The following is a 23,128-nucleotide window of genomic DNA, read 5'->3' as shown; positions in this document are numbered from 1 at the left end:
CTCCCCATTGCGTCACCTAGGCCAATTTTGCAGCGTCATCTCGGCGACCTGAACCAACTCCTTGTGGTTTGCACCGCCTGCGGACAGAACGGCCATCCCGTAGACGACCGCCGAGAGCCAGCGAGCAAGACCGGCTGGATTGCTGTCCACGGGCAAGTCGCCCTCAGCTTTCGCCCGGTTGAGGCGTAGCCGGAGGGCACGCTCGCCTGCGGTCCGGCTTGCAATCAACTCCCGGCGAATCGGCTCGGCTTCCTCGCCACACGCCAGTGCGCCCTGGACTCCAAGGCAACCGGCCGGCGTCCGTTTATCGCCGAAGAGATCGGCGGCACCTTCCAGCAATTCGCGCGCTACGTCATGCGCTGAGGCAGCGTTGAGCGCCTTTTGTCTGTACGTCACGACATTCGATTCGTAGCGCTCAAGCACGATCCGGAACAGCGCCTCCTTATTGCCGAAGGCCGCGTAGAGGCTGGGGCGCGTAATGCCTAAAGCTTCAGTCAAATCGGAGAGGGTCGTCCCCTCGTAACCTTTTCGCCAGAACAATTCCATTGCGCGATCAAGGGCTAATTCGGTGTCGAATTCGCGCGGCCGACCATTCGCCATTCGATTTCTTCTTTCCAAAATAGCAGCCGGCAAACATTTGAGTTGACATCTGCCGGTCTCCCGTGTCGATCTATACCGACAAGTATATAATACCCCCGCTGAACATCAACATCGAAAAGGGCTCCGGCCACCGTGTCGTGTATCCCCGAGATTGGAGAGCCGCCTGTGTCGCGTTCGTTCCGTCAGCTATCCCGCGGTCTTCTTCGCGCCGCCGCTCTCATCCTCACTCTCATGGCCGGCAACACAGCGATGGCCGAGATCAAGCCATTCCCGTCGAGTTTCCGGACCCAGCAGATGCCTGTGACTGGAGGTACCCAATACGTCCGCGTCGGAGGACAAGGGCCCGCGGTGCTATTGCTGCACGGTTTCGGCGACACGGGAGATATGTGGCAGCCTCTGGCAGAGGCTCTTGTCAAGGATCACGCGGTGATCATTCCCGATCTGCGCGGCATGGGCCTGTCGTCGCATCCTGAGGGTGGATATGAGAAGGTCGCCCAGGCGCGTGATCTCGCGGCCATTCTCGATGCGTTGAAGATTCAAAAGGTCGTGCTTGTCACGCACGACATCGGCAACATGGTCGGCTACGCGCTGGCGGCTCAGTATCCCGATCGCATCATCAAATGGGTTGCCATGGACGCGCCGCTCCCCGGGCTCGGCACCTGGTACGCGCAACTAACCAATCCCCAGCTGTGGCACTTCAATTTCCGGGGTCCCGATGTCGAACGCCTGGTCGCCGGCCGAGAGCGCATCCTGCTCGATCGCTTCTACAACGATCTGTCAGCCAATCCCGCTGCGATCGACGAACAAACCCGGGATCACTATGCGGGGCTCTATGCTCGTACGGGGGCCATCCACAATGCCTTTAGCGGACAGTTTGCTGCCTTCACCAAGGACAGCGAGGACAACAAGGCGCTGTTCGCAAAGACCGGAAAATTGCCGATGCCGATCTTGGCTATCGGTGGCGACCACTCCTTCGGCGCATTGATGAGCACCGAGTTGGCCGATGTCGCGAGCAACGTCAAAGGTGCTGTCATAACCAATTCCGGGCATTGGATCATGGAGGAGCAGCCCAAACAGGCTGTCAGTGTCATTGTCCCCTTCATCGACGGGAAGTGACGCTGCCATTCGTAGGGTTCATGCAATCCGAGTCAAGTCTCGTATTAAGTGCGATATCGAAAGACTTCGGATAGGAAGGCGACTAAAATTAAACCGCCTGCCTTGGATTGACAACTCGCGGTTCGCTTGGGTGCTCCCAGTTCGAAGCAGGGAGGACGACGTGGTTCAACAGTTGCATCGCGAAGCGCGAGGCAAGGTGATTGAGTTTGGCGTCGGATATCTCCGGCATCGCGCACTCATATGAGGGCAAGCGAAATGCCGCCAACTCTTTATTGATATCGCCGTTGCAAACTTTGCCATCGCCACCACCGAATTCGCCGTGTTGAGAGACCCTGGCCTGCTGGCCACGCTGTACGCATCCATCGCGATGGCAGCCATCGTCTTGCTGATCGCATTGTGCGCGCTCGATCAGCAACCGACCATCGGCAACGCGAAGGCCAGCTGGCTCGCGCCATCCTGAAGCAAGTCCAACAACGAGGTTCGGCATGCAAGATTCTAACAGCAGCTCAGTCGAGTTGACGCACAAGCGGGCCGAGACCAATGGTGTCACGCTCCACTACGTCACGGCGGGTCGTGGTCCCGTTGTCTTATGCATGCACGGCTGGCCGCAGAACCACCGTGAGTTTCTCCCGATCATCGAGCGGCTGGGTGACAGATTTTCGTTCATCGCTCCGGATCTTCGCGGCTATGGCGACAGCGACAAGCCCTATGAAGGTTATGAGCCAAAGACCATCGCGGAAGACATGATCGGTCTCTTGAATGCGGAGAACGTCAAGCGATTTCACATTCTCAGTCACGATTTGGGCGGCCCGCCGTCAGTGGCGCTGGCATATCTGGCCTCGGACCGGGCCTTGTCGCTCGCAACGATAGAAACCCCGTTTTTCGGGCTGAGCTTTCCAGGCTACGTAGATCCGCGCGTACCCTACTGGCACCTCGGCATGCACATGAACATGGACATCACGAGGTTCCTGGTCGAAGGGCGCGAAGAGCAGTATCTGCGGCATTTTTTCCGCGACTTCGCCTACAACCCGAATGCGGTGTCCGAGGATGAGGTCCAGTTCTACGTCATGCAGATGCGGCAGCCGGGCAATCTTCGCGCGAGCCTCAATCACTACGGCTACATCCCGCAGATGGCCGAACAGACGAAAGAATTGACCCGCAACAAGCTGACCGTGCCGATGCTGGCCTGGGGAGGCCGGAGATCGTTTGGCGATCATTGTTTCGATTGCGCCAAGGCGATTTCCAACTCCGCCGCAGGCGGCGTTATGGAGCAGTGCGGACACTGGGTGTTCGAAGAGAACCCGGAGTTCATCGCCGACCAGCTCAAGGAGTTCTGGCCGCAACACGGTTGATCGCCATGACCGGCAGCAAGACGATCGTTGGGTCCGCGTCGGCCCCCTCGGCACGCGGCCAGGCGTTCAGGATCAAGAGCATCGACCATACGGGATTCACTGTCTCGTCGTTGGACGAGTCGCTGAGATTCTGGGTCGACGTTCTGGGCTTCCGTCACCTGTACACCTGGACGTTCGAAGCCGGACCGTTCATCGAGCAGCTGGTCGGTGTACCGGGGGCGGCAATGCGGCTCGCGATGGTCGAGGGACCGGGCCACAGCATCGAATTGCTGGAATATACCTCGCCCGCTGACCGGCCTTCCTACAGGCCAAGATCGTCGGACGTCGGCTCTGTCCATCTGGCCTTTTATGTCGAGAACATCGATGTGCTCCTTGCAGGGATCGCAAGCTCTGGATGGCGGCCGGTGGGCGAGGTCCAGACCGTTGAGGCCGGCGAACGCAAGGGACTTCGCCTGATCTACGTGAGAGGCCCCGACGGGGTCACGCTCGAATTTCTTCAGCTTCCAGAGGACGCGCCAAAATAGGCGGACGAAAGCCCGACATCCCGGAAGAGGATGGGCAACAGCACAGTCCACATCTCGCTTCAACCAGAGTAGAAAGGATGAATAATGAAGATCTCGCAATTCATGGCTAGCGTGGCGATTGCACTGGCTGCGACGGCAGCGTCAGCTGAGACCGCCGGCATCAAACTTCCCGATTACGCAAAGACACCGGCGGAGCTATCGGCCACACCGGCAACCGGCGGTGCGGGTGGATCCGGCAATGCCAAAGTCGAGGTGGTCACGATCCTCGGTGATGCCTCCAAGCCGGGGATCTACACCCAGCTACTCAAGGTCGGTCCCGGAGCGCAAATCCCGGCGCACCATCATGCTGGAGATCGTGTCGGAACCGTGCTTCAGGGCACCTGGCACTTCGGCTATGGCTCTGAATTTGACAAGACCAAGCTAAAGACACTGCCCGTCGGCTCGGTCTATACCGAGCCCGCGAACGAGCCGCATTTCGCGATGACCGGCAGTGAGCCCGTGATCGTCATGCTCACCGGTACCGGGCCTACCGATACGGTGTACGAAAAACCGGCCGACGATCCGACCCGAAAACCCTGAGATCGCAGAGCTAAAGATATCAAGCCAGGCACACAGGGCTCGGCATTATCAAAAAATGGGCGGCGACCTCACGCGCCGCCACGGGGTGGACATGACCACAGAGCGGCTGCGCGTCTCCCCGAGCTCATTGATCGCGGCGAACTGGAGGAGGTGTAGTCCTGCCTCTCAGCAATGCGCGAGAGGAGCGCATGATGTTGGAGAGCCGACGAGCGCCGAGCGAAATCGAGGCGACCGGTCATTGATCGGCCGCGCTACCGGGCCTACACCACGGTGGTGCCTTTCGTCGGGTGTCAACGTCGGTATGAACGTCCGCCGATACATGTCGGAACTGGTCAAATGAAGTAGCATCCGAACTTGGATAGGCTCCGCCACCGAGAGCCGACGTGCCCACGGCTTTAGCCGTTGTTCAGCTCAGGGCTAAAAAGGCGACATTTGAGAGTTGAACTGAGCGAATTGGTTGTGAGACATGGCGGCAACGACCAATAGGTTGCCGATGGTGTACGCCAAGTGCACTCTGGCCGGCGATAACCTCCATCTAGAGCGTCCGATGGTTGGATTCATACGAGCGCCCTGCGAAGCCGGTGTTATCAAGGCGACACCGGCCTTTGATGCAGCCTTGTCACAGAGACGCAAGTGGCTAACGCTGATCGCCACGATAGTCGGATCTAGCATGGCGTTGCTCGACGGCTCAGTAGTGAACATCGCGTTACCGGCAATCCAGCAGGCGCTGCATGCGGATGCGACCGCGACGCAGTGGATCGTCAACGCCTACCTGCTGTTGCTTGGCGCGTTCGTGCTTATCGGTGGCTCGGCGGCAGATCTTTATGGCCGACGTCGGGTTTTTGTCCTGGGCGTTGCGGTATTCATCGTCGCCTCGATCGCATGCGGGCTCTCACCGAACAATGTGGTGCTTGTCGTCAGCCGCGCGGTTCAAGGTTTGGGGGCCGCAATGCTAGTGCCGGCCAGTTTGGCGATGTTAGGGGCAACCTTCGGCGAACAAGAACGAAGTCAGGCAATCGGGATATGGGCGGGCGCAGCAGCATTGATGATGGCAGCGGGTCCGTTGTTGGGCGGTTGGCTGGTCGATCAGGTATCCTGGCGGGCGATCTTCCTCCTCAATGTCCCGCTCGCCGTTGCCGCAGCTGGGCTCGCGCTTCTTTTCGGCTGCGAAAGCAAAGATCCCCGGGCGAACCAGCTCGACTGGAGCGGTGCCGCCTCTGTGGCGATTGGCCTTGCTGCGATTACATGGGGTTTGAGCGCCATTCCAGCGGCGGGATTCCAGGACAAAACAGTGCTGGCCGCCCTAGGAGTAGGAAGCGCTTTCCTAACATCGTTCATCGTAATCGAAGCTCATCTCCATAAGCAGGCGATGATGCCGTTGTCGCTCTATCGATCACGCAATTTTGCAGCAACGAATGCATTGACGCTGTTGCTCTACTTCGCGCTCGGAGGCGCGCTCTATTATCTGCCGTTCGGTTTGATCCGCCTCGGTAGCTACTCCGCGACACAAGCCGGCGCGGCGTTGCTGCCTTCTGCCCTGATAATGGGGTTCGGGTCATTGTTCGCTGGAACGATTGCTGACCGTTTGGGAGCGCGCCTACTGCTCACTGTTGGGCCTATCGCTGCGTCCTGCGGGTTGGCGATGCTCGCGTTTATCGATCTCAGACAATCTTACTGGGTTGGCGTTTTTCCGTCGATGCTCTTGCTCGGCGCGGGGATGGCAATCACGGTTCCGCCGCTGACGTCAACCGTGATGGGCGCCGCCGGTAAATCCCACGCCGGCATTGCGTCGGGCGTTAACAACGCGGTCGCTCGAGTAGCTGGGTTACTTGCGGTTGCCGCGCTCGGGGCGGTGTTCTCTGATGCTTTTTCGCATCATCTTACCGGGACGACGCCTGCGCAGGCGATCGAAGCGTTAAACTTCGTGATGTCTGGGCGGCGCGGCGCTAACGCGGAGGCGATTGCCGCATTCGAGCGCGCGCTACATGCGATAATGCTGGTGCCAGCGAGTTGTGCCGCACTGGCCGGTCTCGCTGGCTGGATCTGGATCGAGCCGGACAGCATACGTGCAAGCAACTAAGATGATGTTGGCGACCAGCTATCTGCCTTATACAACTTGGTGCAGGATCGTTCCACTGCACTAGCTAGTTAGAGAAGTTCTCGGGTCAAAATGTGAAGAACTCAAGGTGCGCAAATCTAGTTCGCTATATCCCCTTAAACGAACCATTGACCAAGCATGCGGGCACTTGCTGGGGCAGACAGCCGAGATCACAAGCAAGTTATTCGAGCACCTCGTCGGCGCGCGCGATCAATTTTTCCGGCAATTCAGAGCTCATCGATTTTCCCGTCCTCAAGTGAAAGACCATTCCCGAGCATCCAATGGTTGGATTCACACGGCCGCCCCGCGACGCGGCAGTCGTCCAGGCGACAACCTGCTTTGACGAAGCTTTGTCGTAAGCAAGTGGCTGCCGCTGGCGGCAACCATAGTCGGGGTGCGCATGGCGTGCCTCGACAGCTCGCGATGAGTTTGATGTTAGATGAAGCTTCCTGCCCTTTCAGACAAGTAGTGAATGTTTGCGCGCGAAAGAAGCGTGACGACCGTGGTTTCCAACCGTAGTTTTCGTCGGCGCGCACAAAACATGAACCATTGTAATAAGGTTCGGGGGAGCGGTGATCTACTTCACCGACGTCCGCATCGGGACCATCGGCGCGCGCGCCGGCGTGCCTATGCACGCCGATCAATGGGGTTGGTCGATCGGCCTCTATCCTGGCACGGAGCCAGGCACATGGCGGAGTGGCATAGCCTCCACCTTTGAAGCGGCGCGCGAGGCCTTCGATACCGCGTGGACCGAGCTGCTGCCAGCCATCCCCGACAACGCCTTCGCCGAATGGCGCCACGATCGCGACTGGCGTGCCGAGATGAAGGCCAAGCGGGCGCGGGCGAGAAGCTCGACAGCGAGATCTGGAGCACGCTGATGCGCTGCGTCTGCGGCACCAATTTCGACAGCTGGAAGCCGGCGGAGAGCTACCCGCACCGCGCACACATCACCGCCGCACAGGCGGCCAATGGGACACGCCGATGAAGCACACCGCAGAACGACCCTATGCAGACCCCGAGGCGGCCGCGCGCAAACTCCTCGAGCTCGCAGCGAACGTCGAGGCTGTTCAGGACGGTCGCATCTACATCGAGCGGATCAACTCGCCGTTCCTTTACACGCTAAAAGCCAGTGGCTCGGAGTTTGGGGCCGGCATCAAGTATTCAGTTGAATGCGGCTGGCTCGGGCTGCACGAAAGCGGGACCTACGTGAAGCTAATGCCGCCCGGTGAAGATCTGCTGACTGGCAAATTGCACATCTAGATGCCGTAATGGGCCCTGCTCCGTGCAAGGGGGCATGATGGTGGCTGTCCCCCGATAGATGATGAAACGGGGTCACGACTTGAGTCGGCCCCAAGCATCTGGAGACGGAGGACAGCCGTGGAGAATTATGCCGGAATTGACGTGTCGTTGGAACTGTCGAGCGTATGCGTTGTGGATTCCCAGGGTAAGATCCTGAAGAAGGCGAAGGTCGCAAGCGAACCCGACGCCTTAGTCGAATTTTTCGAGACGCTTGGCTTTGCAGTGAATCGGATCGGGCTGGAGGCTGGGCCACTGTCGCAATGGCTGCATGCGGGGCTGCAAAGAGCAGGATTCGAGACGGTTCTGCTGGAAACACGGCATGTGAAGGCAGCATTGTCGGCGATGACAGTGAAGACGGATCGCAAGGATGCACGCGGAATTGCCCAGTTGATCCAGATGGGATGGTTCCGCGCGGTGCACGCAAAGTCGATAGGGGCTCAAGAGATCCGAGCGCTGCTGGTTGCGCGCAAACAGCTTCTTGGGCGACTTATCGATGTGGAGTTAAGTATCCGCGGGATTTTGCGTGGCTTTGGGCTGAAGGTTGGCCCGGTGACGCGGAAGAATTTCGAAGCGCGATCCGAGAGTTGGTTGCGGGTCAGGCGACATTGGAACGCATTGCCATAGCGATGCTTTCGGCACGATCGGCCTTGAAGGCAGAGTACGGAAGGCTACACAAAGCTGTGCTGGCAACGGTGCGTGACGATGCGGTCTGTCGCCGGCTAATGACAGTGCCAGGTGTTGGTCCCCTAGTGGCGATTACCTACAAATCGGCGATTGATGATCCTCATCGCATTGTAAACTCGAAGGCGGCAGGCGCGCTGTTCGGGCTCACGCCAAAGAAATACCAATCGGGAGAAAAGGACGTCACGGGCGGGATCACGCTGGCCGGCGACGAGATAGTGCGTACGGTGTTGTATGAGGCCGCCAACGTTCTGCTATCGCGCATCACGCGATTCTCAAAACTTAAGCGCTGGGGGATGGACGTCGCCAAGCGGCGAGGCTCGAAGCGCGCAAAAGTCGCCTTGGCACGCAAGCTCGCAGTGATCCTGCATCGAATCTGGGTCGACGGCACAACTTACCGATGGACCGACGCGGCCCCGATCGCAGCATAGAACACGAGGAGAAGAGTTGGAATGCAACCGGGCTGAACTGAGCCTGGTGCCCGAAGTCCCGTCGCCGGGACGGTGGATCCGGTGAAGCCGTTACACGCCCAGTGGCCGTCTTCTGACGGACCACGCGTATCTAGATAGGCTCACCGCTCCCTCTGACAGCATGATGTGGCGGCCAGGCGTTGACCACGGACAGAAGCATGAGCTCGGCGGCGTGACATTCACTCGGGAGGCTTGACATCATCGGGCCCATTACAGAAGGGCGTGCACTTATAAAAGGCGGCGGGCCTGGTCTGGCTGGGCTGGACCGGCCCGCAGCTGAAGCGGCACTTGCTCACGTCCCTCCGCTAACCTAGTGACGATATGACTCATGCCCGCTAGACTCGCCTTTTAATGGACTGGAGGGCGCTATGAGAATTGTCGGCTGGTTGTTGTTGGCGGTCGTGACATCATCGGCTCACGCCGATGAGGCGACGAAGTTCAATGGCTTCCACATCAATATGACGAGGCAAGAACTTCTTGCATCGAAGCCGGCAAAGTACGTGGTGAACGGCAAAAACCCCGAATTTATTCTGTTTCGCGACCCCGAAATCCCGAACTTTATGTCCAATGAAGGCAAGGGCTGCGCCGCGTTCGACATGGAAGGCGACAAGATCGTAAGATGGCACTGAGGAGATGTTTTTTCGGCGCAGAAGACGTGCCACCGGAGCAGTTCGCAAAATCTGTGATGAGGGCCTACGGCATAAACGCTTCTTGCAAGATGCGACTCATGCCGGACAGGTCGGTCGAGCCATATTGTTCTGGGACCACGGACAAAGGCGAAGTTGTTGAAATCAACTCCGCTGAGATATCAGTTGAGCGGATGCGCCAGAAGCCAAGGTTCAATTGATGGCGCCGGGCGAAGGGATTGAACCTTCGACACGCGGATTTCTACACTGCGCCGTGGTAAGATGGCCTCGGCTTTACCGAGGGGCATCCCAATGAGCGACAGCGCTACCGCTTCCGAATTGGCCAGGCTGATGAAGGTGACCGAGGCGATCGTCGCCGAGCTGGAGCGCCAGCGCGTGGCCGACGCCGTTGCCGATCTGGGGTTCGACCCGATGGAGATGGCCAGGGCCGTGATCCGCGCAGCGGACGGCGACGTGGTCCCCTTCCCTGGTCCACGCGGCCATTGATGAGTACTTCCGATTAGCGCGTAGCGCTCGCCGACCATGCTCGGAACGGGACCGCGGCGCGGGCATTGGCCCAGATCGATGACAGGAAGTGGATCGCCATCATGGTCTCGTCGATGCTGCTGCTGATCGGCATCGCCGCCGTGCTCGTGCAGCGGCCGGAGCTGGTCCGCGCGGTGATGACTCGGTAGCGCGAAGCGCTCGCTACCCACGGCGGCCGGCGGCGCGGGGTAGGACTCTCTCTAGGGCGAAGCCCTGAAAGGATCCCCGCACCATGAACGACCGCCCGATCGCGAACGTTTGCGGATGACCGCAAAGCAATTCCCGCCCAAAGTGGGCACGGGCAACTGACGACGAGGAAGGCCGCCAACGAAGGCGGCCTCTTGCTGGTGGTCGGCCTCAAATCACTTGGTGTGGCCTTACTTGGTATAACCCTGGCTCGTACACCACCACATGGCGTCAGCCCCGCTCGAGCCATGCTCGATGACGTATTTTCGGCACGCTGGCTATCTCTCCCGAATTCAGGAATAGCGAACGCTATCCCTGGTAGTATGATAGCACACTTTCGACTGCGCTAGGACACCCTAGTTCCGAAACAATTCCCGAACCGAGCTGCCGGCGGACGCTAAGCCTTTGGATTAAGCGAAGCGCGAAATATTGTTAGTACACGCTTCGCTTAGAACGAATGCCGGACAAAGCCGACCGATGTCGCCGAATGTCGGGCAAAATTACCGAACTAATTTCCGAACTGATTTCGCACAGCGAAACGCCGCTAGCGCTGGCATTCCAGCGGCGGAGCGCCGTGAAGAGTCCGGGAAGATCTGCTGACTAGCAAATAGGAAGACACTGGGCTGCGAGATTGGCCGCCAACTGCGGCCTTACTCCGCGCGACAGGCTCAGCAGCCGCGCGTCAGAGCCTCTGCGGCCATCGCCCGATTCAGCCACTCGTCGGCAAACAAGAGCCATTGAGCTTTAGACGACAAGACGTCAGTCTTGTCTGCCTGTTCGAGGCACTCCACATACTCACGACGAAACTTCGCTGCATCTTCGAACATGACACCCAGCCGAATAAAAGCGGCCTATTCAGATCTCAATGCTAGCGAGAGCAGGCTTAAAGGCCAGTCGAAAATCAAAGTCCTGCCGCGACAATTTTACTTAGGCCACTGAGATAATTAACAGGCAGGACCGGCCAAAGGGACGCCCGATGAAGCATGCCGCAGAACGACCCTATGCGGAGCCGGAGGCGGCCGCGCGCAAGCTCGTCGAGCTTGCAGCCAATATCGAGGCCGCGCACGACGGCCGCATCTACATCGAGCGGATCAACGCGCCGTTCATGGTGAATCTGAAGGGCAGCGGCAGCGAGTTCGGCGCCGGGCTGAAATACGCGATCGGGCAAGGCTGGTTCTCGAAGCACGAAAGCGGCACGTATGTGAAGCTGCTCAGGCCTGGAGAGAATCTTCTCGCTCGATAGGGAGCCGCCACCAATGCGGTGCTGCGCCGAAGCGGCGGCCCGCCTGACCACTTCGTCGGGCGGATGGCTTGAGTATGCGGTGACTGAAGGCTTGGCCTGTCCGGAGCGCCCCAGCATCATCATGCCCCTCGGCCAACTTTGATTCTTTCAAGTCATGTGCAGGCGCAGCCTGCTGCCTGTTTTACGATTGAGGGCGGGCGGAGCGTCGCCCTTGTTCAGGTTCTCGGCCACAACCTCTGCCGTTGAATGAGAGAGTCCAGTTAAAGGCGTCCCGTCCGGCGTGACTGCAGGCTGATCTATTGAAGTGTCCAGCACTGTGAATCGGCCGTTCTTGGGATGCTCGTACCGAACGACAAAGCGGTCTGCCATGAGAATCGCCCTTCCCTTCATGGTTGTAAACATACATGGGCGAAGGTCGATGACTAACGGGCGGCGGCACCACCGAGGCGGCCTTGCATCATCTTTCGGCGCAACTTCTGATGATTTCGCGGAAGTACTCCTAAATATCCAGAGCGCCTCGTCCCAAGCGCGACGGCTTGGCGTTCGGCAAACGGGCGGTGGCCTAAATCGAAACTAAACGGCTGTTCCGGCATACTTAAAGAAAGGTGATGGAATTGGTGCCGTGCAGTCCAAGAACGAACGCGTTGAGCTGGAAAATGCGGATACTCCGCTATCGGCAAATAGCCAGACGTTTTGCGCATGACCCACAGACCTATGACCGTATCCAGACGCTCGTTCGGGAACTGGAAGACAAGCTCCGCGAAATCGACGAGTAGGCCGCGTCAGTCGGCGGCCTCGGTGTCCATCAGACGATCAAACCTCGGCCACCGACGTCTAGCGCCCCCGCTTGGCGGATTTCTTGGCTCTCTCGACCCGCACGCCTTTGAATTTCTTGGCAGCTTTCTTCGCCTTTTTCGGTTTCTTCACGGCCATGAACTCGCCGGACGTTCTGTCGCGCTTTGTATATCCGGTAGCTCCGCCAATTGTCGTTTTGGTCTGCGAGCGTTTCTTCACCGCACCTTTGCGAGCGTTGTCGCCGGTGGGCTTGTTGACCGCCATTTCGTCCTCCCGATATTGCTTTGCCTCTCTGGCGCCCTGTTCACAGTTTCTGGAACGAATCGGGCACGGTCAAATTGAATCCCGGTTCTTTGTGGAGTTGCGTATGCGTCAGTCCCGGTGGACCCCGTCCATTATTCCGGCCGATGAGCCGACCGTTTATCTGGTTGCGGACGATTTTGGCCGCGCCGGCAGCGCTTGGCGCGAGACGGACATGGAAGCGGCCGACCTGGAGACGGTCATTCAAGACCTGATGGCGGGCCAGTACAAACGACCTATCAAGGTGGTCGCCTTCAACACGTCGGAGCGCTGGTCCGAAGATGTGTCAGAGGATGTCGCACGCGAAATTCAACATCGCTTTGTAACCTCCAACTGAACGACGTCCCCTCGCATCTTCAGGAGTTCGTCGATCGCTACGCGCCTCAAGATGCGCAGTTCAGCCTGCGCCTCGTGTAACCATGGCCTTCCAGCGGAAAAAGCCGGAAGCGCTCGGCGTCAAGGCGCCCCTGCCCGGCTTCGTCGTGCCGGCTCTCGCCTCCGCGACCGACCGCGTGCCATCCGGCGAGCGATGGATTCACGAAATCAAGTTCGACGGCTACCGCGTGCAAGTCCACCTCGCCAACGAAGCCGTCAAGGTCTTCACACGGCGCGGCCACGACTGGACCAAGCGTTTCAAGAAGGTTTCCGATGACGCCTGGCACGTCAAGGCGAGCTCGGCCATCATCGACGGAGAGATTGTCGTACCTGCCACCGACGGCACGACGGACTTCTCGGTCTTGCAGAATGAGCTCAAAGGCAAGTCAACGAAGATCGTTCTGGTCGCTTTCGACTTGCTCTACCTCAACGGCAGGTACATTCGGAAGGTACCGTTGTTTCAGCGCAAAGCCGAACTGAAGAAGATCATTGCCGGCACCGACGTCCAGTTCAGCGAAAGTTTCGAGATCGACGGGAACGAGATGTTTGCCCATGCCTGCAAGGTCGGGCTCGAAGGCGTCGTCTCCAAGGTGCGCGACAGCGTCTACCCGGTCGGCCGCACCAATAATTGGGTCAAGAAAACCTGCGCCCAGCGCGAGACACTCACCATCGCCGGCTTCGCCCTCGACGACGGCAAATGGGACGGCATATATCTTGCTCGGCGAAAGGGTTCTGACTTGGTTTACGCTGGCAAGGTCGACCATGGCTTCGACAAGACGTCGGCGGCCGAGCTGCGGCGGCGCCTCGAGCCGCTGGTCCGGAAGACACAGCCCTACGCGAAGCGGATAGCGCACAAAGGCATCTGGGTCGAACCGAAGCTGCTGGCCGAGATCGAGTACCGCGCCAAGTCCGCCCAGGGAAAGGTGCGGCATCCGTTCTACAAAGGGCTGCGCGAGGATCTCTGTAGCCTGGCCCGACCTTCGAACGGAACGAACAGGCGCCTTCGGTCCTTATGAGGAAGCGGAGCCTCGATCCCTGGGTGCTTCCGATGGACAGGCCAATGCTCCGACAGACCGTCAACGAAGAACAAGTTCTGGACCGCACCGCCGAGGTGGCGGCCAGCATCGCGGAAGAAGGCCTCCGGTACGTCAGCGGCTCCTCGCCCGGCTACACGCGCAAGCGGACCGGGACCACCTTCAGCTACTACGACAAGGACGGCAAGCGCATCACCGACGCCGCCGTCATTCGGCGTATCAAGTCCATCGGCATCCCACCGGCCTACGAGTCCGTCTGGATTTGCCCCTCGGCCAACGGCCACATCCAAGCGACCGGGCTCGATGCCCGCGGCCGAAAGCAATACCGCTATCACGCGAAATGGCGAGAGCTTCGCGACCAGGACAAATATGAGCATGTGATCCGGTTCGCGGCTGCGCTGCCCGCGTTGCGAGCGCGGGTCGCTGCCGACATGAAGCGGGACGGGCTGCCCCGTGAGAAGGTGCTGGCGACGATCGTCAGTCTTCTTGAGAAGACGCTGATCCGGGTCGGCAATGCCGAGTATGCCGAGAAGAACAACTCCTTCGGGCTTACGACCATGCGCCGCAAGCACGTCGCGGTCGGCCGCGGCGTCCTTCGGTTCGCCTTCACGGGCAAGTCGGGCAAGCAGTGGAAGCTCCGCGTTGAAGACAAGCGGATCGCCTCAATCGTGAAACACTGCGCGGAGATCCCGGGACACGAGCTCTTCAAGTACCTCGACGACGACGGAGAGCCTCGCAGCGTGGATTCCGGCGACGTCAACGCTTACATCAAAGACGTCACGGGCGAGGACTTCAGCGCCAAGGATTTCCGGACCTGGGCGGGGACCGTGCTTGCGGCATTGGCGCTGACCGAGTTCAAGAAGTACGACAGCCAGGCCGAGGCAAAGCGCAACGTCGTCGCCGCGATCGAGAGCGTCTCGAAGCAACTCGGCAACACGCCGGCCATCTGCCGCAAGTGCTACGTGCATCCAGAGGTGCTGAATGCCTACATGTCCGGTGATCTGGTGAAGATGATCGAAGCTAAGATCGCGCAGAAGTTCAAGCGCCAGTACGCCAGGCTGACCTCCGACGAGATCACGGTGCTGGCATTTCTTCGCAACCGTCTCGATTCCCTGAAGGCCGCAGCCTGAGCCCCGCGTACCAGCCGGCATAGGGCGTGTTCTTGACCGCGTGTCGGTTGAAGTCGGGCGCGCCGTCCTTCCACCACACCGGTCCCCGCTCTCCGAGCCGGCGCTTCGCTTCGTCGACGAAGCGATGGGCGACGGTCTCTGCGTTAGTTCTCTAGTCGCCCTGGCCGCCTTCACGGCTCGCCGCGCATCCATCAGCTGCCCGCCGCTCCTTGTCTTGGACAGCAAGGTCGGGATCGCTCATCCGCCAGAGTCTACCGCGAACGACGAAATAGCGCCCATCAGGTGTGACTGGATGCTGCAGGCCCGGCATCAGATGAAGGGCTTCCCTCCGGTCACCGCGACCGTGGTGCCGGAGGTGTAGCTCGATAGCGGATCGGCCAGCATCACGTACGCCGTCGCCAGCTCGGCCGGCTGCCCGGCGCGCTTCATCGGCACCTGCTTGCCGAAATTCTTCACGGTATCCTCGGGCATGGTCGACGGGATCAGCGGCGTCCAGATCGGCCCGGGCGCCACCGCGTTCACACGGATGCCCTTCTCCGCCAGCATCTGGGCCAACCCGCCTGTGAAGTTCTGGATAGCTCCCTTGGTTGTCGCATAGGCCAGGAGCGTGGGGTTCGGCATGTCCGAGTTCACGGAAGCCGTATTGATGATCGCGCCACCCGGCCCCATGTGCGGCACGGCCGCCTTCGCGAGGAAGAACATGGCGTGGATGTTCACATCGAACGTCATTCGCCATTCCTCGTCGCTGATGTCGCCAAGATCCTTGAAGGTCGCCTGATGCGCGGCATTGTTGACGAGGATGTCGACGCCGCCGAGATCCCGGACCGCCCGATCGACGACCTTCCTGCAATGGTCCGCAGACCTCAGATCGCCTTCGACTAGAACGGCCTTGCGTCCCTCCGCCTGGACGAGGGCCGCAACTTCCTTGGCGTCGTCGTGCTCATCGAGATAGGCGATCAGAATATCTGCGCCCTCGCGGGCGAAGGCGATAGCGACCGCCCTTCCTATTCCGCTGTCGCCACCGGTGATGATGGCCCGCTTGCCGTTCAGGCGGCCCGCCCCCTTGTAGCTGGTCTCTCCGTGATCGGGGCGCGGGTCCATTCGCGCGGTCGACCCGGGCATCGGCTGCTTCTGACTGGGGTAAGGCGGCTTCGGATAGTCGGGCATCGGATTCGATCTCCGCGGGTCGAGAGCGCGACAACCGCCTGACGACAACCAAGGTTCCTAGCCCGTTGCCCGCCACTCTCCTCCGGACGCCGCCCGCGACGCGCTTGCGCAAAGTAGGAGAAAGAGAGCGCGCTCAGCCTTGTACCTAGCGCCCGCGCGACTGCACTCCGAGCCGGACATGACGACTTCGCCCGCGGCGGTGCAGACGGCCCATTTCCAGCGGCCCCGTCCCCGCTGCTTCAGCACGACGTCGTAGCCGGCAAAACGGTCCTCGTCGGTTTCGAACTTCATGCCGCGAACCGCTCCGGAAATCCGTCGCGTAGCTGATCTAGAAGCCGTTGTTCGCGCTCGATCCGGCTGCAGTAGAGTTCGCGCTCCCTTTCGGTCTTCGCGCTGGCAAGGAGCAGGCGGTAGTTGGCGATGACTTTCTCGCTGCCGCGGAACGGCAGATCTGTGACGGCGATCACGATACGCCCCCGCGGTCGCCGGCGACGATTGTGGGGGTAACGTGAGTGCCATGGGGAAGGTCTTGGAGGTCAATACCTCCAGCGCCGAGCTCTCCTCGGAGAGGCGCCGTTCGATGAACTGGCGTTCGAGGTCCGAGAGACGGGTCTTCAGCAGGCTGCGATAGCGGTGGATGTTGTTGCGGTGCGCACGGATACGGACAAAATCTTCATCGAGCATCGTCGCCACTCCTGACGGTCTTCTTGTCCTTTTCAGCTGCGAGTAACGGGAAAACGAACTCCCCTCGCAAAAATATTCGGCACGAAACCGCTGTCAAGATGGCAGTGGTGCAGCGTGCGAATTCTTGTGCCACCGGGTTAACCAAATCACGTTGGCCCGAAAACATTTCCGACGGTCCTCTTGAAACCTCTTGTCGTTTTTCTAATTCATTTTTCGCCGCGAGAGCGGTGTGCCGGACGCCAGGTTGGGCCCGGCGCTGGCGCGGGCCGGCAGGTCCTCGGACCGCCGTCTTGCATCCCTTCGTAACCATCTTGCTCCTAGGAGGACTTGGATATGAGGACGACCTTCGACTTCGCGCCCCTGTGGCGCTCCACCATCGGCTTCGACCACCTGGCTGGCCTGGTCGATAGCGCGCTTCGTCAGGCGAGCGACGACAACTATCCGCCCTACAACATCGAGCGCTCCGGCGAAGACCACTACCGGATTACGCTCGCCGTCGCGGGCTTCGGCGCCGACGATATCAGCGTAACGGCCGAGCAGAACGCGCTCACCATCGAGGGCCGGAAGCCGGAGAAGCCGGCGAGCGAATATCTCTTCCAAGGGATCGCCGCGCGCCCCTTCCGCCGCGTCTTCAACCTCGCCGACTACGTCCAGGTGAAGGAGGCCGCGTTCCGCGACGGCCTCCTGATCATCGATCTCGTCCGCGAGGTCCCGGAAGCCATGAAACCCCGCCGGATCCAGATCGCGGGCGCGACGGCTTCCTCGCCCCAGATCGAGCAGAAAAAGGCCGCCTGACGGCCATGCGGGCGGTGGTTGGTCCGCCGCCCGCATTCAAACCTTCCCTAGAAAGGAGCGTAAAAGGGAGACGACCAATGACCAACGCCAACACGAATTCCTGTACTCACCACCCTCTATTCCATCCGGCCGCGCACTACGCGTCTCCGGACGACGTCCTGAACGACCAGGAGCGGACCGCTCCCGAGAAGCGGGTCGTCCTGTCGTCGTGGGCCTCCGACATGTTCGCAGTCGAATCCTCGCCGACCTTGCGCGAGATTCCCGGCATGGGCCGCCCGGTTCGGCTCGCGGAAATCCTTGCGGCACTGCGCAAATTGGACGGCTACGACGACGACCCGCCCCGCGGCGGCGGGGTGCCGATGCGGTTGCGGCGGCCTTGGGCCGCCGCGGTTGCCTTCGGAAGGCGATGCTCACGCCAGCCGTCCTGACGACGGTGTTGCTCGGCAACGTTGCATTCTGCCTCCGAGATCTTTCGGCGGCTCATCGAAACGGTCGACGGCGTTGGAGCCGAACTCCTGGAGACCTACGCCGAGCATTGGGAAAGCGAAGCGGACAGGCGCGCGTACCGGATGCTGCTGGAATCCATCGGCTCCGGCTTCGCTCCCGGGTCGGCGACGGATTTTCTCGTGCGCTTCATCGCGGAGCGCACGGGAGGCTTCGAAGCGAACGACCGGCGCGGCGACCGCCCCTCCTAGGCCGACACTTCCGCATGCCGTACCAAGGCATTGGAACAAGTGGACAAGCCCCAATCGTCTCCACCACTGGCATCCCCACCACCTGCTTCGTTCCAAAGCAGGCAACAGTCCAACCTACGGGGGATCAATTTTGGACGCCGATCCCCGGCTTCGGGAGCAATTAAAGGGCCGATTGACAGGCGAGCCGCCATTGCTTGCGATAAACGCGCGGAGCACGCTCAGCGAACGCAGCGAGCAGCGCGGATTCGTCAACCTCGTTCGTGAGACGTTCGGCATGTGGTAAATCGGCGGCGTTGACACCGTACATGACGACAGCGTCCAATTCCCTCCTTTCGCGCTGTGCAAGGTAGCACGGCCGGCTCCTCCGAAGCGTCTGGCGACATGATCAAGCGGCATGTCGAGGTCGCTCGCCGGATCGGTAGCCTCGTCGCCTGGTCAAATATCTCGGGGTTCAGCCGTCGCCGGAGGTTTTGACTCTCCTTTCACACTAAAGAGACGGATCGGCTCTCTGCAACCCCGCAGGACGTGGAAGCCTTCGTCAATAAACACTTTCGCGAGGTTTAAACTACCTTCCGCTGCTAGTGCCTCCACGAACTCACCTGTAACCAGCACCGGAGCATCGAGAATTCGGCAATAAGCTTCAACGCGGCTCGCGATATTCACGGTGTCCCCGACCAAGGTCAGTTCGAGCCGCTTCTCGCTTCCGACATCTCCTTGCACGACCTCGCCGTAATGAATGCCGACGGCAATGCGGACGGCATCCTCCTTGCAGCGGATGCGCCGCTGATTCCGGCATTCGATCGCGTTCACGATTTTCAGAGCACACAGAGCCGCATTCGTGGCATCTCGCCGGCTCGTCAGGGGCGGACCAAAAAATGCCATCACCCCGTCACCCAAATATTTGTCGACCGACCCGTCATTGGAGAAAACCGCCTCGCTCAGGAGCTGAAGCAGATCGCGCAGCATGCCGATGACGAGATCCGGCGGCTTTCCCGACGAATACGCGGTAAAGCCTATCATGTCGGCAAATAAGACGGCCGCAGACTGACGGCGTGCGAAGGAGAACGGCGTATGAATGTCGACAAGCTGGTCGATAATCTTCGGCGAGAAGAAGCGAGCGAGGTTGGCCCGCTCCCGCTCCACTTCCTTGACGCGCAGATTTGCTGAGACGTTCCGAAGCACCAGGATGGTGGCAATCAGGATAGAAACCAGACTCACCACAAACCGCAACGGCGCGGCTCCATCCTCCTCAAGTCCGTGCATGAGCAGATAGCTGAGGACCGTAAGAAGCGTGCAGGTCACGCCCGCGATCACGATGGCACGGCGATGAAGGTCATGAGCGGCAATCAAGACAACGATCACGTAGAGCGATGCCACCGCGAAGTGGAGTGATGTCAGCGTGTCAATGAGAAAAATTCCGATCGCGAGCGCCGCCGCCACGGGATAAGATCGGAGGCAGGCAAGATAGCGCAGCATCGTATCGTTACTCTTCTCGCCGGAACGGATGCAGGCCGAGTTACTATCGTAATTTCCAGGCTACGCTCTCGCCCGAACCGATCTTGATCATTCGTGATCCATTTTGTTCCAGACTGCGGTCTTGCTCCGACTCCTCAAACCGTTACGCCCGCGCTCGACCCTAAGATTGAGGCCATTTCAGACACCTTTTTGACAAACGCTCAGATCCCAAATGCGATAAGAGACCCAAGGATGCAGACGTAGAGAGCCGCCTCCGCGAGTGGGGGATTCGCAAACATCGACCTCAATCCGATGCGACCAACAACAAATCGAACCGCGACCATGATCACAAACGCAAGAAACAGATATCGCACGAAGGGAGCCACCAGGATGCCTCCCAAATCAATATCCCTTGGGGCGCCCATCGGACCTCTCTAAAGCAGGTTTCCCAACCGATCGAGGAGGCCACGGTCACGCCCGGCCACCGGCATTCTCGTTCCTCCGACAACCGAGACACTGCAGGTCATTCCTGCCACGAGCGACACCTCCAGAGGGACTTGTTCGATCTTGATACGCACCGGAATTCGTTGCGCAAGCCGAACCCAGGTGAAGATCGGGTCGACATTTGGAAGACCTTGCGTGCTGCTTGCGGCGTTGGCAGCACTGATGCCGCCCGTGATGCTCTCGATCCTTCCGTTGAGCGGAGTCTGGAAACCCAGCAGCGTGGCCTCCACCGGATCGCCGACATGGATCCCGGTGAGTTTGGTCTCCTCAAAATAGGCGTCGATCCAATAGGAGTGCTCGTCGATAACCGACAGATTGGAGGTACCGGTCTGGGCAAAGTCTCCCACGCGCATCAGAAGGTTCGTGACGTAGCCGTCAACGGGAGACCGCACCTCGGTTCGTTGAAGATTGATCTCAGCCTGCGCGAGCCCGGCCTTGGCACTGGCAAGCGCGGCCTCCGCCATCTTCGCGGTCCCGTCGAACTGCTGTTTCTCCTCAATCGAGGTGGACAGCGTCGAAAGAGCCTCACGCCGGGCGTTCTGCGCCTCCTTGACCGCGAGGTCGGCCTCCCGGGTCAGGATCGTTGCCTTTGCATTGGCCAGCGCCACTTCAAAATCGAACTTTTCGATAACGTAGAGCACATCTCCCTTGTGAACGTGCGCGTTGTCGTGTGTTCGTATCTCGACAATCTGCCCAGACACCTGCGGCGCCACGTTTGCGACCTGCACGCGGACCATGCCGTCGCGCGTCCAGGGAGACGTCACATAGATCTGCCAACCGCGGCGCGCGGCGACAAGCGCTGCCACGACGAGCACACCGGTAGCGAGGAAACGGAGCAACTTGAGCACAGGCCGCCTTCTCTTTAGTGCAACGACCATCGAACATCTCCTTTCCTGACCGAGCCATGGTCGCAGAAGTGACGGATCCTTCGCTTCTCGTGCTGAAGCACCAGGCCTGCCGACCAAAGATCTGTCGCCGCAGCCAAGAGCGCTCCGCGTTCACCGGCTTGACCAACTTCCATTCGCTGGAGGATTGATCTGGCGCCGGCGCACAGTCGTCGGCCGTTCCCGGACCCAATAGCCCGCTGCAATTGGTCAATCCTTGAATGGATGGCTGGGCCGTCCGAACTCTGCTCCAAATGAAAACGAGCCGACGCTGCAGCAAGCGACAGGTCGTGAATCGAAAGCAGGCCCTTGAGTACTTCGCGACGTGGCCGCCCTGTGCCGGCAACCGACGTGACGTAGTCCGCGATCTGGGAAGCAAAATCAAACTTGAGCGCTGGCAGGCTGTATTCAGCACCGGCAGCGGCTGCCGCCAGGGTTTTCTGCGTCGCCCTGACGGCAGCATGTTGCTTGTCGAGCGTCGATACCGGCCACATCAGGCGGGAGGCCAGAAACACGACCCCCAGTGCGAAAGCTACGAACATGCATTCGGAATAGAAGGTGAGCGGATTGTAGACCTGAGGATTGGAGGGCGCCAGCAGGACCAGGAAAATGTTGTTCGTGATCAGGCCTAAGCCGGCGATCGCAGGACGGACGCTGAGCAAGCAGCCAAAAATCAAGACGGGCGCGATTGCAACAGCAAGTCGCACAAAATCCTGCGCCTCCGTCAGAACGTAGAAGCGCACAATTCCGGCGCTCACCGAGGCGAGCACGAAGCTTACCATGGCTGCTACCGCAAATTTTGAAGGGTTAGGCATCGTAGCGCTAAGCGCGCATAGGATCGTTGTGATCGACAGAGCACTAACAGAGGCCGGCCATCCGGCAAGCACGAGGAATGTCGTTCCCGCGAGTAGCGCAATCCCGATGCGCGTTGCGTTCCCTAAAGCAACGGAAAATTCCCCGCGACGCGGCAGACGCACGTCACGCGCCGGCTCCAGCCCCTCGCGCAAGGATGACAGTCCGTCGTCGAGCAAACTGTTCGATACTACGAAACGGATCGCCTGTTGAATCTGCCAGACCGCTCCTGCAACGATATCCGGGCGTGACAACTCGATTTCATCTAGCCTTGTCAGAGCGGCAAGTGTCTCGGAGTGATTGCCGTCAAGAGCGATTAGGCATTGGTTCTTAACGGTGACGGCCAAATGATCGTCGTGGCCAGGCAAGCTCAACAGCCGAACTTGTTGGACGATCTCGACGAGCGCGAGCATGGCACTCCTTGCGCCCGCAGCCCGATAGCGCCCATCCGCCATATCGTGAGCCACGATGTCGACCTGATCTCTCAACCCTGCGATCTTGGCGAGGAGTTCTCCCGCTTCTTCGGGCTTCTCCGCGTTCCCACTCAACATATCGCGCGCGTAGCTTCGAACCTCGCACCAGATATCCTTGATCTGGCGATCCAGTCCGCGCCACACGGGCGGTGATCCGAAAACATCATTGATCAGTGCCACGCACAGGATTCCGATCGTAATCGCTGCTACTCGATCAGTCATCGTCGTGAACACATTCTGTGGCGTATCGATATTGACCAAAGCAATGATTGCTACGGTGTAGCCAGACAATACGGCGGCGTAGGCCTGATAGCCGCGGAGGTAACTTGCGACGAAGACACAAAGGCATATCCAGCAAACAAAAGCGCCGAGCATTGCGATCCGCTCACCGGCGAAGAGACCGGAGATCACGACTGACACGGTGGCGCCTATGAGTGTCGCTGCGATCCTGTTAGCCGCCTTCGCAAGCGCCGCGCCGCGGGTCGGCAGCGCCAGAATTGCGACCGTAACGGCCGCCGACGATGCCCCTCCAATCTGCATCCAGAACGCCATGTAGAGCGCGACTACCGCCGCCAGCCATATTCTGAAGGCATGGGCCCATATGTGAACAGGTATTACCATGCGCGAACGTCACGCGCCCTGAAGGGGGCGCCCTGCTCCTCTGC

Annotated in this window: 29 protein-coding genes and 2 pseudogenes; 18 read left to right on the top strand and 13 right to left on the bottom strand. The window is 59.9% G+C overall.

The genetic code is table 11. From position 1 onward, the window contains the following. Positions 1-12: 12 nt before the first annotated feature. The gene (locus AB7535_RS14570; RefSeq protein ID WP_063979762.1) at positions 13-600 is read right to left on the bottom strand and encodes a TetR/AcrR family transcriptional regulator; all 588 of its coding nucleotides are present in this window, start codon (positions 598-600) and stop codon (positions 13-15) included. 231 nt (positions 601-831) lie between these two features. Here AB7535_RS14570 and AB7535_RS14565 point away from each other — a divergent pair, with 231 nt between their 5' ends. Then, positions 832-1,716 carry an alpha/beta fold hydrolase gene (locus tag AB7535_RS14565; RefSeq protein ID WP_439037345.1) on the top strand — a complete coding sequence of 295 codons (885 nt, stop codon included), beginning with the start codon at positions 832-834 and terminating at the stop codon, positions 1,714-1,716. An 88-nt stretch (positions 1,717-1,804) separates the two neighbouring features. Here AB7535_RS14565 and AB7535_RS14560 read toward each other — a convergent pair whose 3' ends face one another. Beyond that, positions 1,805-2,203 carry a hypothetical protein gene (locus tag AB7535_RS14560; RefSeq protein ID WP_439036553.1) on the bottom strand — a complete coding sequence of 133 codons (399 nt, stop codon included), beginning with the start codon at positions 2,201-2,203 and terminating at the stop codon, positions 1,805-1,807. Here AB7535_RS14560 and AB7535_RS14555 point away from each other — a divergent pair. The 10 genes and pseudogenes from AB7535_RS14555 to AB7535_RS14510 all read left to right on the top strand — a co-directional run bounded on the left by AB7535_RS14555 (position 2,202) and on the right by AB7535_RS14510 (position 10,040). Further along, on the top strand, positions 2,202-3,068 hold the full coding sequence (locus AB7535_RS14555) for an alpha/beta fold hydrolase (protein ID WP_354096502.1): 867 nt from the start codon (positions 2,202-2,204) through the stop codon (positions 3,066-3,068). The two genes, AB7535_RS14560 and AB7535_RS14555, sit on opposite strands and share 2 nt — an antisense overlap. Before the next feature lie 5 nt (positions 3,069-3,073). After that, entirely contained in the window at positions 3,074-3,592 is a 519-nt protein-coding gene (locus AB7535_RS14550; protein WP_354097842.1) for a VOC family protein, read from the top strand. An 84-nt stretch (positions 3,593-3,676) separates the two neighbouring features. Continuing rightward, complete coding sequence (locus tag AB7535_RS14545; protein ID WP_063982703.1) at positions 3,677-4,171, top strand: cupin domain-containing protein; 495 nt, start codon at positions 3,677-3,679, stop codon at positions 4,169-4,171. Positions 4,172-4,637: 466 nt separating this feature from the next. Continuing rightward, the gene (locus AB7535_RS14540; RefSeq protein ID WP_439036552.1) at positions 4,638-6,251 is read left to right on the top strand and encodes an MFS transporter; all 1,614 of its coding nucleotides are present in this window, start codon (positions 4,638-4,640) and stop codon (positions 6,249-6,251) included. 590 nt (positions 6,252-6,841) lie between these two features. Further along, positions 6,842-7,147 carry a hypothetical protein gene (locus AB7535_RS14535; protein WP_439036551.1) on the top strand — a complete coding sequence of 102 codons (306 nt, stop codon included), beginning with the start codon at positions 6,842-6,844 and terminating at the stop codon, positions 7,145-7,147. Positions 7,148-7,250: 103 nt separating this feature from the next. Further along, positions 7,251-7,529 (top strand): hypothetical protein, encoded by a 279-nt coding sequence (locus AB7535_RS14530; protein ID WP_063982707.1) that lies wholly within the window; start codon positions 7,251-7,253, stop codon positions 7,527-7,529. Between the two features lie 117 nt (positions 7,530-7,646). After that, positions 7,647-8,680, top strand: a pseudogene (locus AB7535_RS14525) (IS110 family transposase). A gap of 407 nt (positions 8,681-9,087) precedes the next feature. Beyond that, positions 9,088-9,348 (top strand): hypothetical protein, encoded by a 261-nt coding sequence (locus AB7535_RS14520; protein ID WP_162479105.1) that lies wholly within the window; start codon positions 9,088-9,090, stop codon positions 9,346-9,348. A 309-nt stretch (positions 9,349-9,657) separates the two neighbouring features. Continuing rightward, positions 9,658-9,852, top strand: coding sequence for a hypothetical protein (locus AB7535_RS14515; protein ID WP_085398240.1), 195 nt, complete (start codon positions 9,658-9,660; stop codon positions 9,850-9,852). Between the two features lie 65 nt (positions 9,853-9,917). Further along, positions 9,918-10,040 carry a hypothetical protein gene (locus AB7535_RS14510; protein ID WP_256375130.1) on the top strand — a complete coding sequence of 41 codons (123 nt, stop codon included), beginning with the start codon at positions 9,918-9,920 and terminating at the stop codon, positions 10,038-10,040. A 705-nt stretch (positions 10,041-10,745) separates the two neighbouring features. On the opposite strand, the gene AB7535_RS14505 is transcribed toward AB7535_RS14510, so the two are convergent. Next, the gene (locus tag AB7535_RS14505; protein ID WP_439036550.1) at positions 10,746-10,904 is read right to left on the bottom strand and encodes a hypothetical protein; all 159 of its coding nucleotides are present in this window, start codon (positions 10,902-10,904) and stop codon (positions 10,746-10,748) included. Between the two features lie 149 nt (positions 10,905-11,053). Between AB7535_RS14505 and AB7535_RS14500 the strand changes: the two genes are divergently transcribed. Continuing rightward, on the top strand, positions 11,054-11,320 hold the full coding sequence (locus tag AB7535_RS14500; protein WP_439036549.1) for a hypothetical protein: 267 nt from the start codon (positions 11,054-11,056) through the stop codon (positions 11,318-11,320). 147 nt (positions 11,321-11,467) lie between these two features. Here AB7535_RS14500 and AB7535_RS14495 read toward each other — a convergent pair whose 3' ends face one another. Together AB7535_RS14495 and AB7535_RS14490 are read right to left on the bottom strand one after the other, a co-directional pair. Then, positions 11,468-11,689, bottom strand: coding sequence for a hypothetical protein (locus tag AB7535_RS14495; protein ID WP_439036548.1), 222 nt, complete (start codon positions 11,687-11,689; stop codon positions 11,468-11,470). Positions 11,690-12,154: 465 nt separating this feature from the next. Continuing rightward, a complete protein-coding gene (locus AB7535_RS14490) occupies positions 12,155-12,379 on the bottom strand; it encodes a hypothetical protein (RefSeq protein WP_014494414.1) in 225 nt (74 codons plus the stop codon). Positions 12,380-12,482: 103 nt separating this feature from the next. Between AB7535_RS14490 and AB7535_RS14485 the strand changes: the two genes are divergently transcribed. From AB7535_RS14485 to AB7535_RS14475, 3 genes are all read left to right on the top strand, one after another. Then, entirely contained in the window at positions 12,483-12,752 is a 270-nt protein-coding gene (locus AB7535_RS14485) for a hypothetical protein (protein WP_439036547.1), read from the top strand. Between the two features lie 82 nt (positions 12,753-12,834). After that, positions 12,835-13,806, top strand: a complete 972-nt coding sequence (ligD, locus tag AB7535_RS14480; RefSeq protein WP_162479100.1) for a non-homologous end-joining DNA ligase — start codon at positions 12,835-12,837, stop codon at positions 13,804-13,806. Between the two features lie 44 nt (positions 13,807-13,850). Continuing rightward, entirely contained in the window at positions 13,851-14,954 is a 1,104-nt protein-coding gene (locus AB7535_RS14475) for a DNA topoisomerase IB (RefSeq protein ID WP_162479168.1), read from the top strand. Here the strand turns inward: AB7535_RS14475 and AB7535_RS14470 are convergent. The 4 genes and pseudogenes from AB7535_RS14470 to AB7535_RS14455 all read right to left on the bottom strand — a co-directional run bounded on the left by AB7535_RS14470 (position 14,899) and on the right by AB7535_RS14455 (position 16,588). Continuing rightward, positions 14,899-15,264: pseudogene (locus AB7535_RS14470) on the bottom strand (hypothetical protein). The gene AB7535_RS14475 and the pseudogene AB7535_RS14470 sit on opposite strands and share 56 nt — an antisense overlap. Continuing rightward, positions 15,264-16,121 (bottom strand): glucose 1-dehydrogenase, encoded by an 858-nt coding sequence (locus tag AB7535_RS14465; protein WP_162479099.1) that lies wholly within the window; start codon positions 16,119-16,121, stop codon positions 15,264-15,266. Before AB7535_RS14465 ends, AB7535_RS14470 begins: the two are co-directional and overlap by 1 nt. Positions 16,122-16,178: 57 nt before the next feature. Then, a complete protein-coding gene (locus tag AB7535_RS14460; RefSeq protein ID WP_439036546.1) occupies positions 16,179-16,412 on the bottom strand; it encodes a hypothetical protein in 234 nt (77 codons plus the stop codon). After that, positions 16,409-16,588: a hypothetical protein gene (locus AB7535_RS14455; RefSeq protein ID WP_162479098.1), complete on the bottom strand. Its 180-nt coding sequence runs from the start codon at positions 16,586-16,588 to the stop codon at positions 16,409-16,411. Before AB7535_RS14455 ends, AB7535_RS14460 begins: the two co-directional genes overlap by 4 nt. Positions 16,589-17,138: 550 nt before the next feature. Between AB7535_RS14455 and AB7535_RS14450 the strand changes: the two genes are divergently transcribed. The 3 genes from AB7535_RS14450 (at position 17,139) to AB7535_RS14440 (ending at position 18,295) form a co-directional block, all read left to right on the top strand. After that, positions 17,139-17,600: an Hsp20 family protein gene (locus AB7535_RS14450; RefSeq protein ID WP_038959803.1), complete on the top strand. Its 462-nt coding sequence runs from the start codon at positions 17,139-17,141 to the stop codon at positions 17,598-17,600. 77 nt (positions 17,601-17,677) lie between these two features. Further along, the gene (locus tag AB7535_RS14445) at positions 17,678-18,028 is read left to right on the top strand and encodes a hypothetical protein (protein WP_439036545.1); all 351 of its coding nucleotides are present in this window, start codon (positions 17,678-17,680) and stop codon (positions 18,026-18,028) included. Positions 18,029-18,169: 141 nt separating this feature from the next. Beyond that, on the top strand, positions 18,170-18,295 hold the full coding sequence (locus AB7535_RS14440) for a hypothetical protein (protein ID WP_439036544.1): 126 nt from the start codon (positions 18,170-18,172) through the stop codon (positions 18,293-18,295). Positions 18,296-18,730: 435 nt separating this feature from the next. Here AB7535_RS14440 and AB7535_RS14435 read toward each other — a convergent pair whose 3' ends face one another. The 4 genes from AB7535_RS14435 to AB7535_RS14420 form a co-directional block, all read right to left on the bottom strand. Next, on the bottom strand, positions 18,731-19,771 hold the full coding sequence (locus AB7535_RS14435) for an adenylate/guanylate cyclase domain-containing protein (RefSeq protein ID WP_162479094.1): 1,041 nt from the start codon (positions 19,769-19,771) through the stop codon (positions 18,731-18,733). Between the two features lie 200 nt (positions 19,772-19,971). Continuing rightward, the gene (locus AB7535_RS14430) at positions 19,972-20,175 is read right to left on the bottom strand and encodes a DUF1656 domain-containing protein (RefSeq protein ID WP_162479093.1); all 204 of its coding nucleotides are present in this window, start codon (positions 20,173-20,175) and stop codon (positions 19,972-19,974) included. Positions 20,176-20,184: 9 nt separating this feature from the next. Further along, entirely contained in the window at positions 20,185-21,132 is a 948-nt protein-coding gene (locus AB7535_RS14425; protein ID WP_162479092.1) for an efflux RND transporter periplasmic adaptor subunit, read from the bottom strand. Next, positions 21,117-23,084, bottom strand: coding sequence for an FUSC family protein (locus AB7535_RS14420; protein ID WP_439036543.1), 1,968 nt, complete (start codon positions 23,082-23,084; stop codon positions 21,117-21,119). The genes AB7535_RS14425 and AB7535_RS14420 overlap by 16 nt, the downstream gene beginning before the upstream one ends. Positions 23,085-23,128: the final 44 nt, after the last annotated feature.

This window comes from Bradyrhizobium sp. 956_D2_N1_4 (assembly GCF_052076025.1).
Classification (GTDB): domain Bacteria; phylum Pseudomonadota; class Alphaproteobacteria; order Rhizobiales; family Xanthobacteraceae; genus Bradyrhizobium; species Bradyrhizobium barranii.
This window is presented reverse-complemented; position numbering and strand designations above follow the sequence as displayed.

Bases quoted from the DNA above. Each gene is read 5' to 3' on its own strand.
- AB7535_RS14445 (WP_439036545.1), top strand. From the start codon at position 17,678: ATGACCAACGCCAACACGAATTCCTGTACTCACCACCCTCTATTCCAT.
- AB7535_RS14555 (WP_354096502.1), top strand. From the start codon at position 2,202: ATGCAAGATTCTAACAGCAGCTCAGTCGAGTTGACGCACAAGCGGGCC.
- AB7535_RS14520 (WP_162479105.1), top strand. From the start codon at position 9,088: ATGAGAATTGTCGGCTGGTTGTTGTTGGCGGTCGTGACATCATCGGCT.
- AB7535_RS14460 (WP_439036546.1), bottom strand. From the start codon at position 16,412: ATGAAGTTCGAAACCGACGAGGACCGTTTTGCCGGCTACGACGTCGTG.
- AB7535_RS14420 (WP_439036543.1), bottom strand. From the start codon at position 23,084: ATGGTAATACCTGTTCACATATGGGCCCATGCCTTCAGAATATGGCTG.
- AB7535_RS14515 (WP_085398240.1), top strand. From the start codon at position 9,658: ATGAGCGACAGCGCTACCGCTTCCGAATTGGCCAGGCTGATGAAGGTG.
- AB7535_RS14490 (WP_014494414.1), bottom strand. From the start codon at position 12,379: ATGGCGGTCAACAAGCCCACCGGCGACAACGCTCGCAAAGGTGCGGTG.
- AB7535_RS14545 (WP_063982703.1), top strand. From the start codon at position 3,677: ATGAAGATCTCGCAATTCATGGCTAGCGTGGCGATTGCACTGGCTGCG.
- AB7535_RS14450 (WP_038959803.1), top strand. From the start codon at position 17,139: ATGAGGACGACCTTCGACTTCGCGCCCCTGTGGCGCTCCACCATCGGC.
- AB7535_RS14500 (WP_439036549.1), top strand. From the start codon at position 11,054: ATGAAGCATGCCGCAGAACGACCCTATGCGGAGCCGGAGGCGGCCGCG.
- AB7535_RS14440 (WP_439036544.1), top strand. From the start codon at position 18,170: ATGCTGCTGGAATCCATCGGCTCCGGCTTCGCTCCCGGGTCGGCGACG.
- AB7535_RS14435 (WP_162479094.1), bottom strand. From the start codon at position 19,771: ATGCTGCGCTATCTTGCCTGCCTCCGATCTTATCCCGTGGCGGCGGCG.
- AB7535_RS14475 (WP_162479168.1), top strand. From the start codon at position 13,851: ATGCTCCGACAGACCGTCAACGAAGAACAAGTTCTGGACCGCACCGCC.
- AB7535_RS14485 (WP_439036547.1), top strand. From the start codon at position 12,483: ATGCGTCAGTCCCGGTGGACCCCGTCCATTATTCCGGCCGATGAGCCG.
- AB7535_RS14495 (WP_439036548.1), bottom strand. From the start codon at position 11,689: ATGGCAGACCGCTTTGTCGTTCGGTACGAGCATCCCAAGAACGGCCGA.
- AB7535_RS14530 (WP_063982707.1), top strand. From the start codon at position 7,251: ATGAAGCACACCGCAGAACGACCCTATGCAGACCCCGAGGCGGCCGCG.
- ligD (WP_162479100.1), top strand. From the start codon at position 12,835: ATGGCCTTCCAGCGGAAAAAGCCGGAAGCGCTCGGCGTCAAGGCGCCC.
- AB7535_RS14540 (WP_439036552.1), top strand. From the start codon at position 4,638: ATGGCGGCAACGACCAATAGGTTGCCGATGGTGTACGCCAAGTGCACT.
- AB7535_RS14425 (WP_162479092.1), bottom strand. From the start codon at position 21,132: ATGGTCGTTGCACTAAAGAGAAGGCGGCCTGTGCTCAAGTTGCTCCGT.
- AB7535_RS14505 (WP_439036550.1), bottom strand. From the start codon at position 10,904: ATGTTCGAAGATGCAGCGAAGTTTCGTCGTGAGTATGTGGAGTGCCTC.
- AB7535_RS14550 (WP_354097842.1), top strand. From the start codon at position 3,074: ATGACCGGCAGCAAGACGATCGTTGGGTCCGCGTCGGCCCCCTCGGCA.
- AB7535_RS14565 (WP_439037345.1), top strand. From the start codon at position 832: ATGGCCGGCAACACAGCGATGGCCGAGATCAAGCCATTCCCGTCGAGT.
- AB7535_RS14430 (WP_162479093.1), bottom strand. From the start codon at position 20,175: ATGGGCGCCCCAAGGGATATTGATTTGGGAGGCATCCTGGTGGCTCCC.
- AB7535_RS14465 (WP_162479099.1), bottom strand. From the start codon at position 16,121: ATGCCCGACTATCCGAAGCCGCCTTACCCCAGTCAGAAGCAGCCGATG.
- AB7535_RS14560 (WP_439036553.1), bottom strand. From the start codon at position 2,203: ATGCCGAACCTCGTTGTTGGACTTGCTTCAGGATGGCGCGAGCCAGCT.
- AB7535_RS14570 (WP_063979762.1), bottom strand. From the start codon at position 600: ATGGCGAATGGTCGGCCGCGCGAATTCGACACCGAATTAGCCCTTGAT.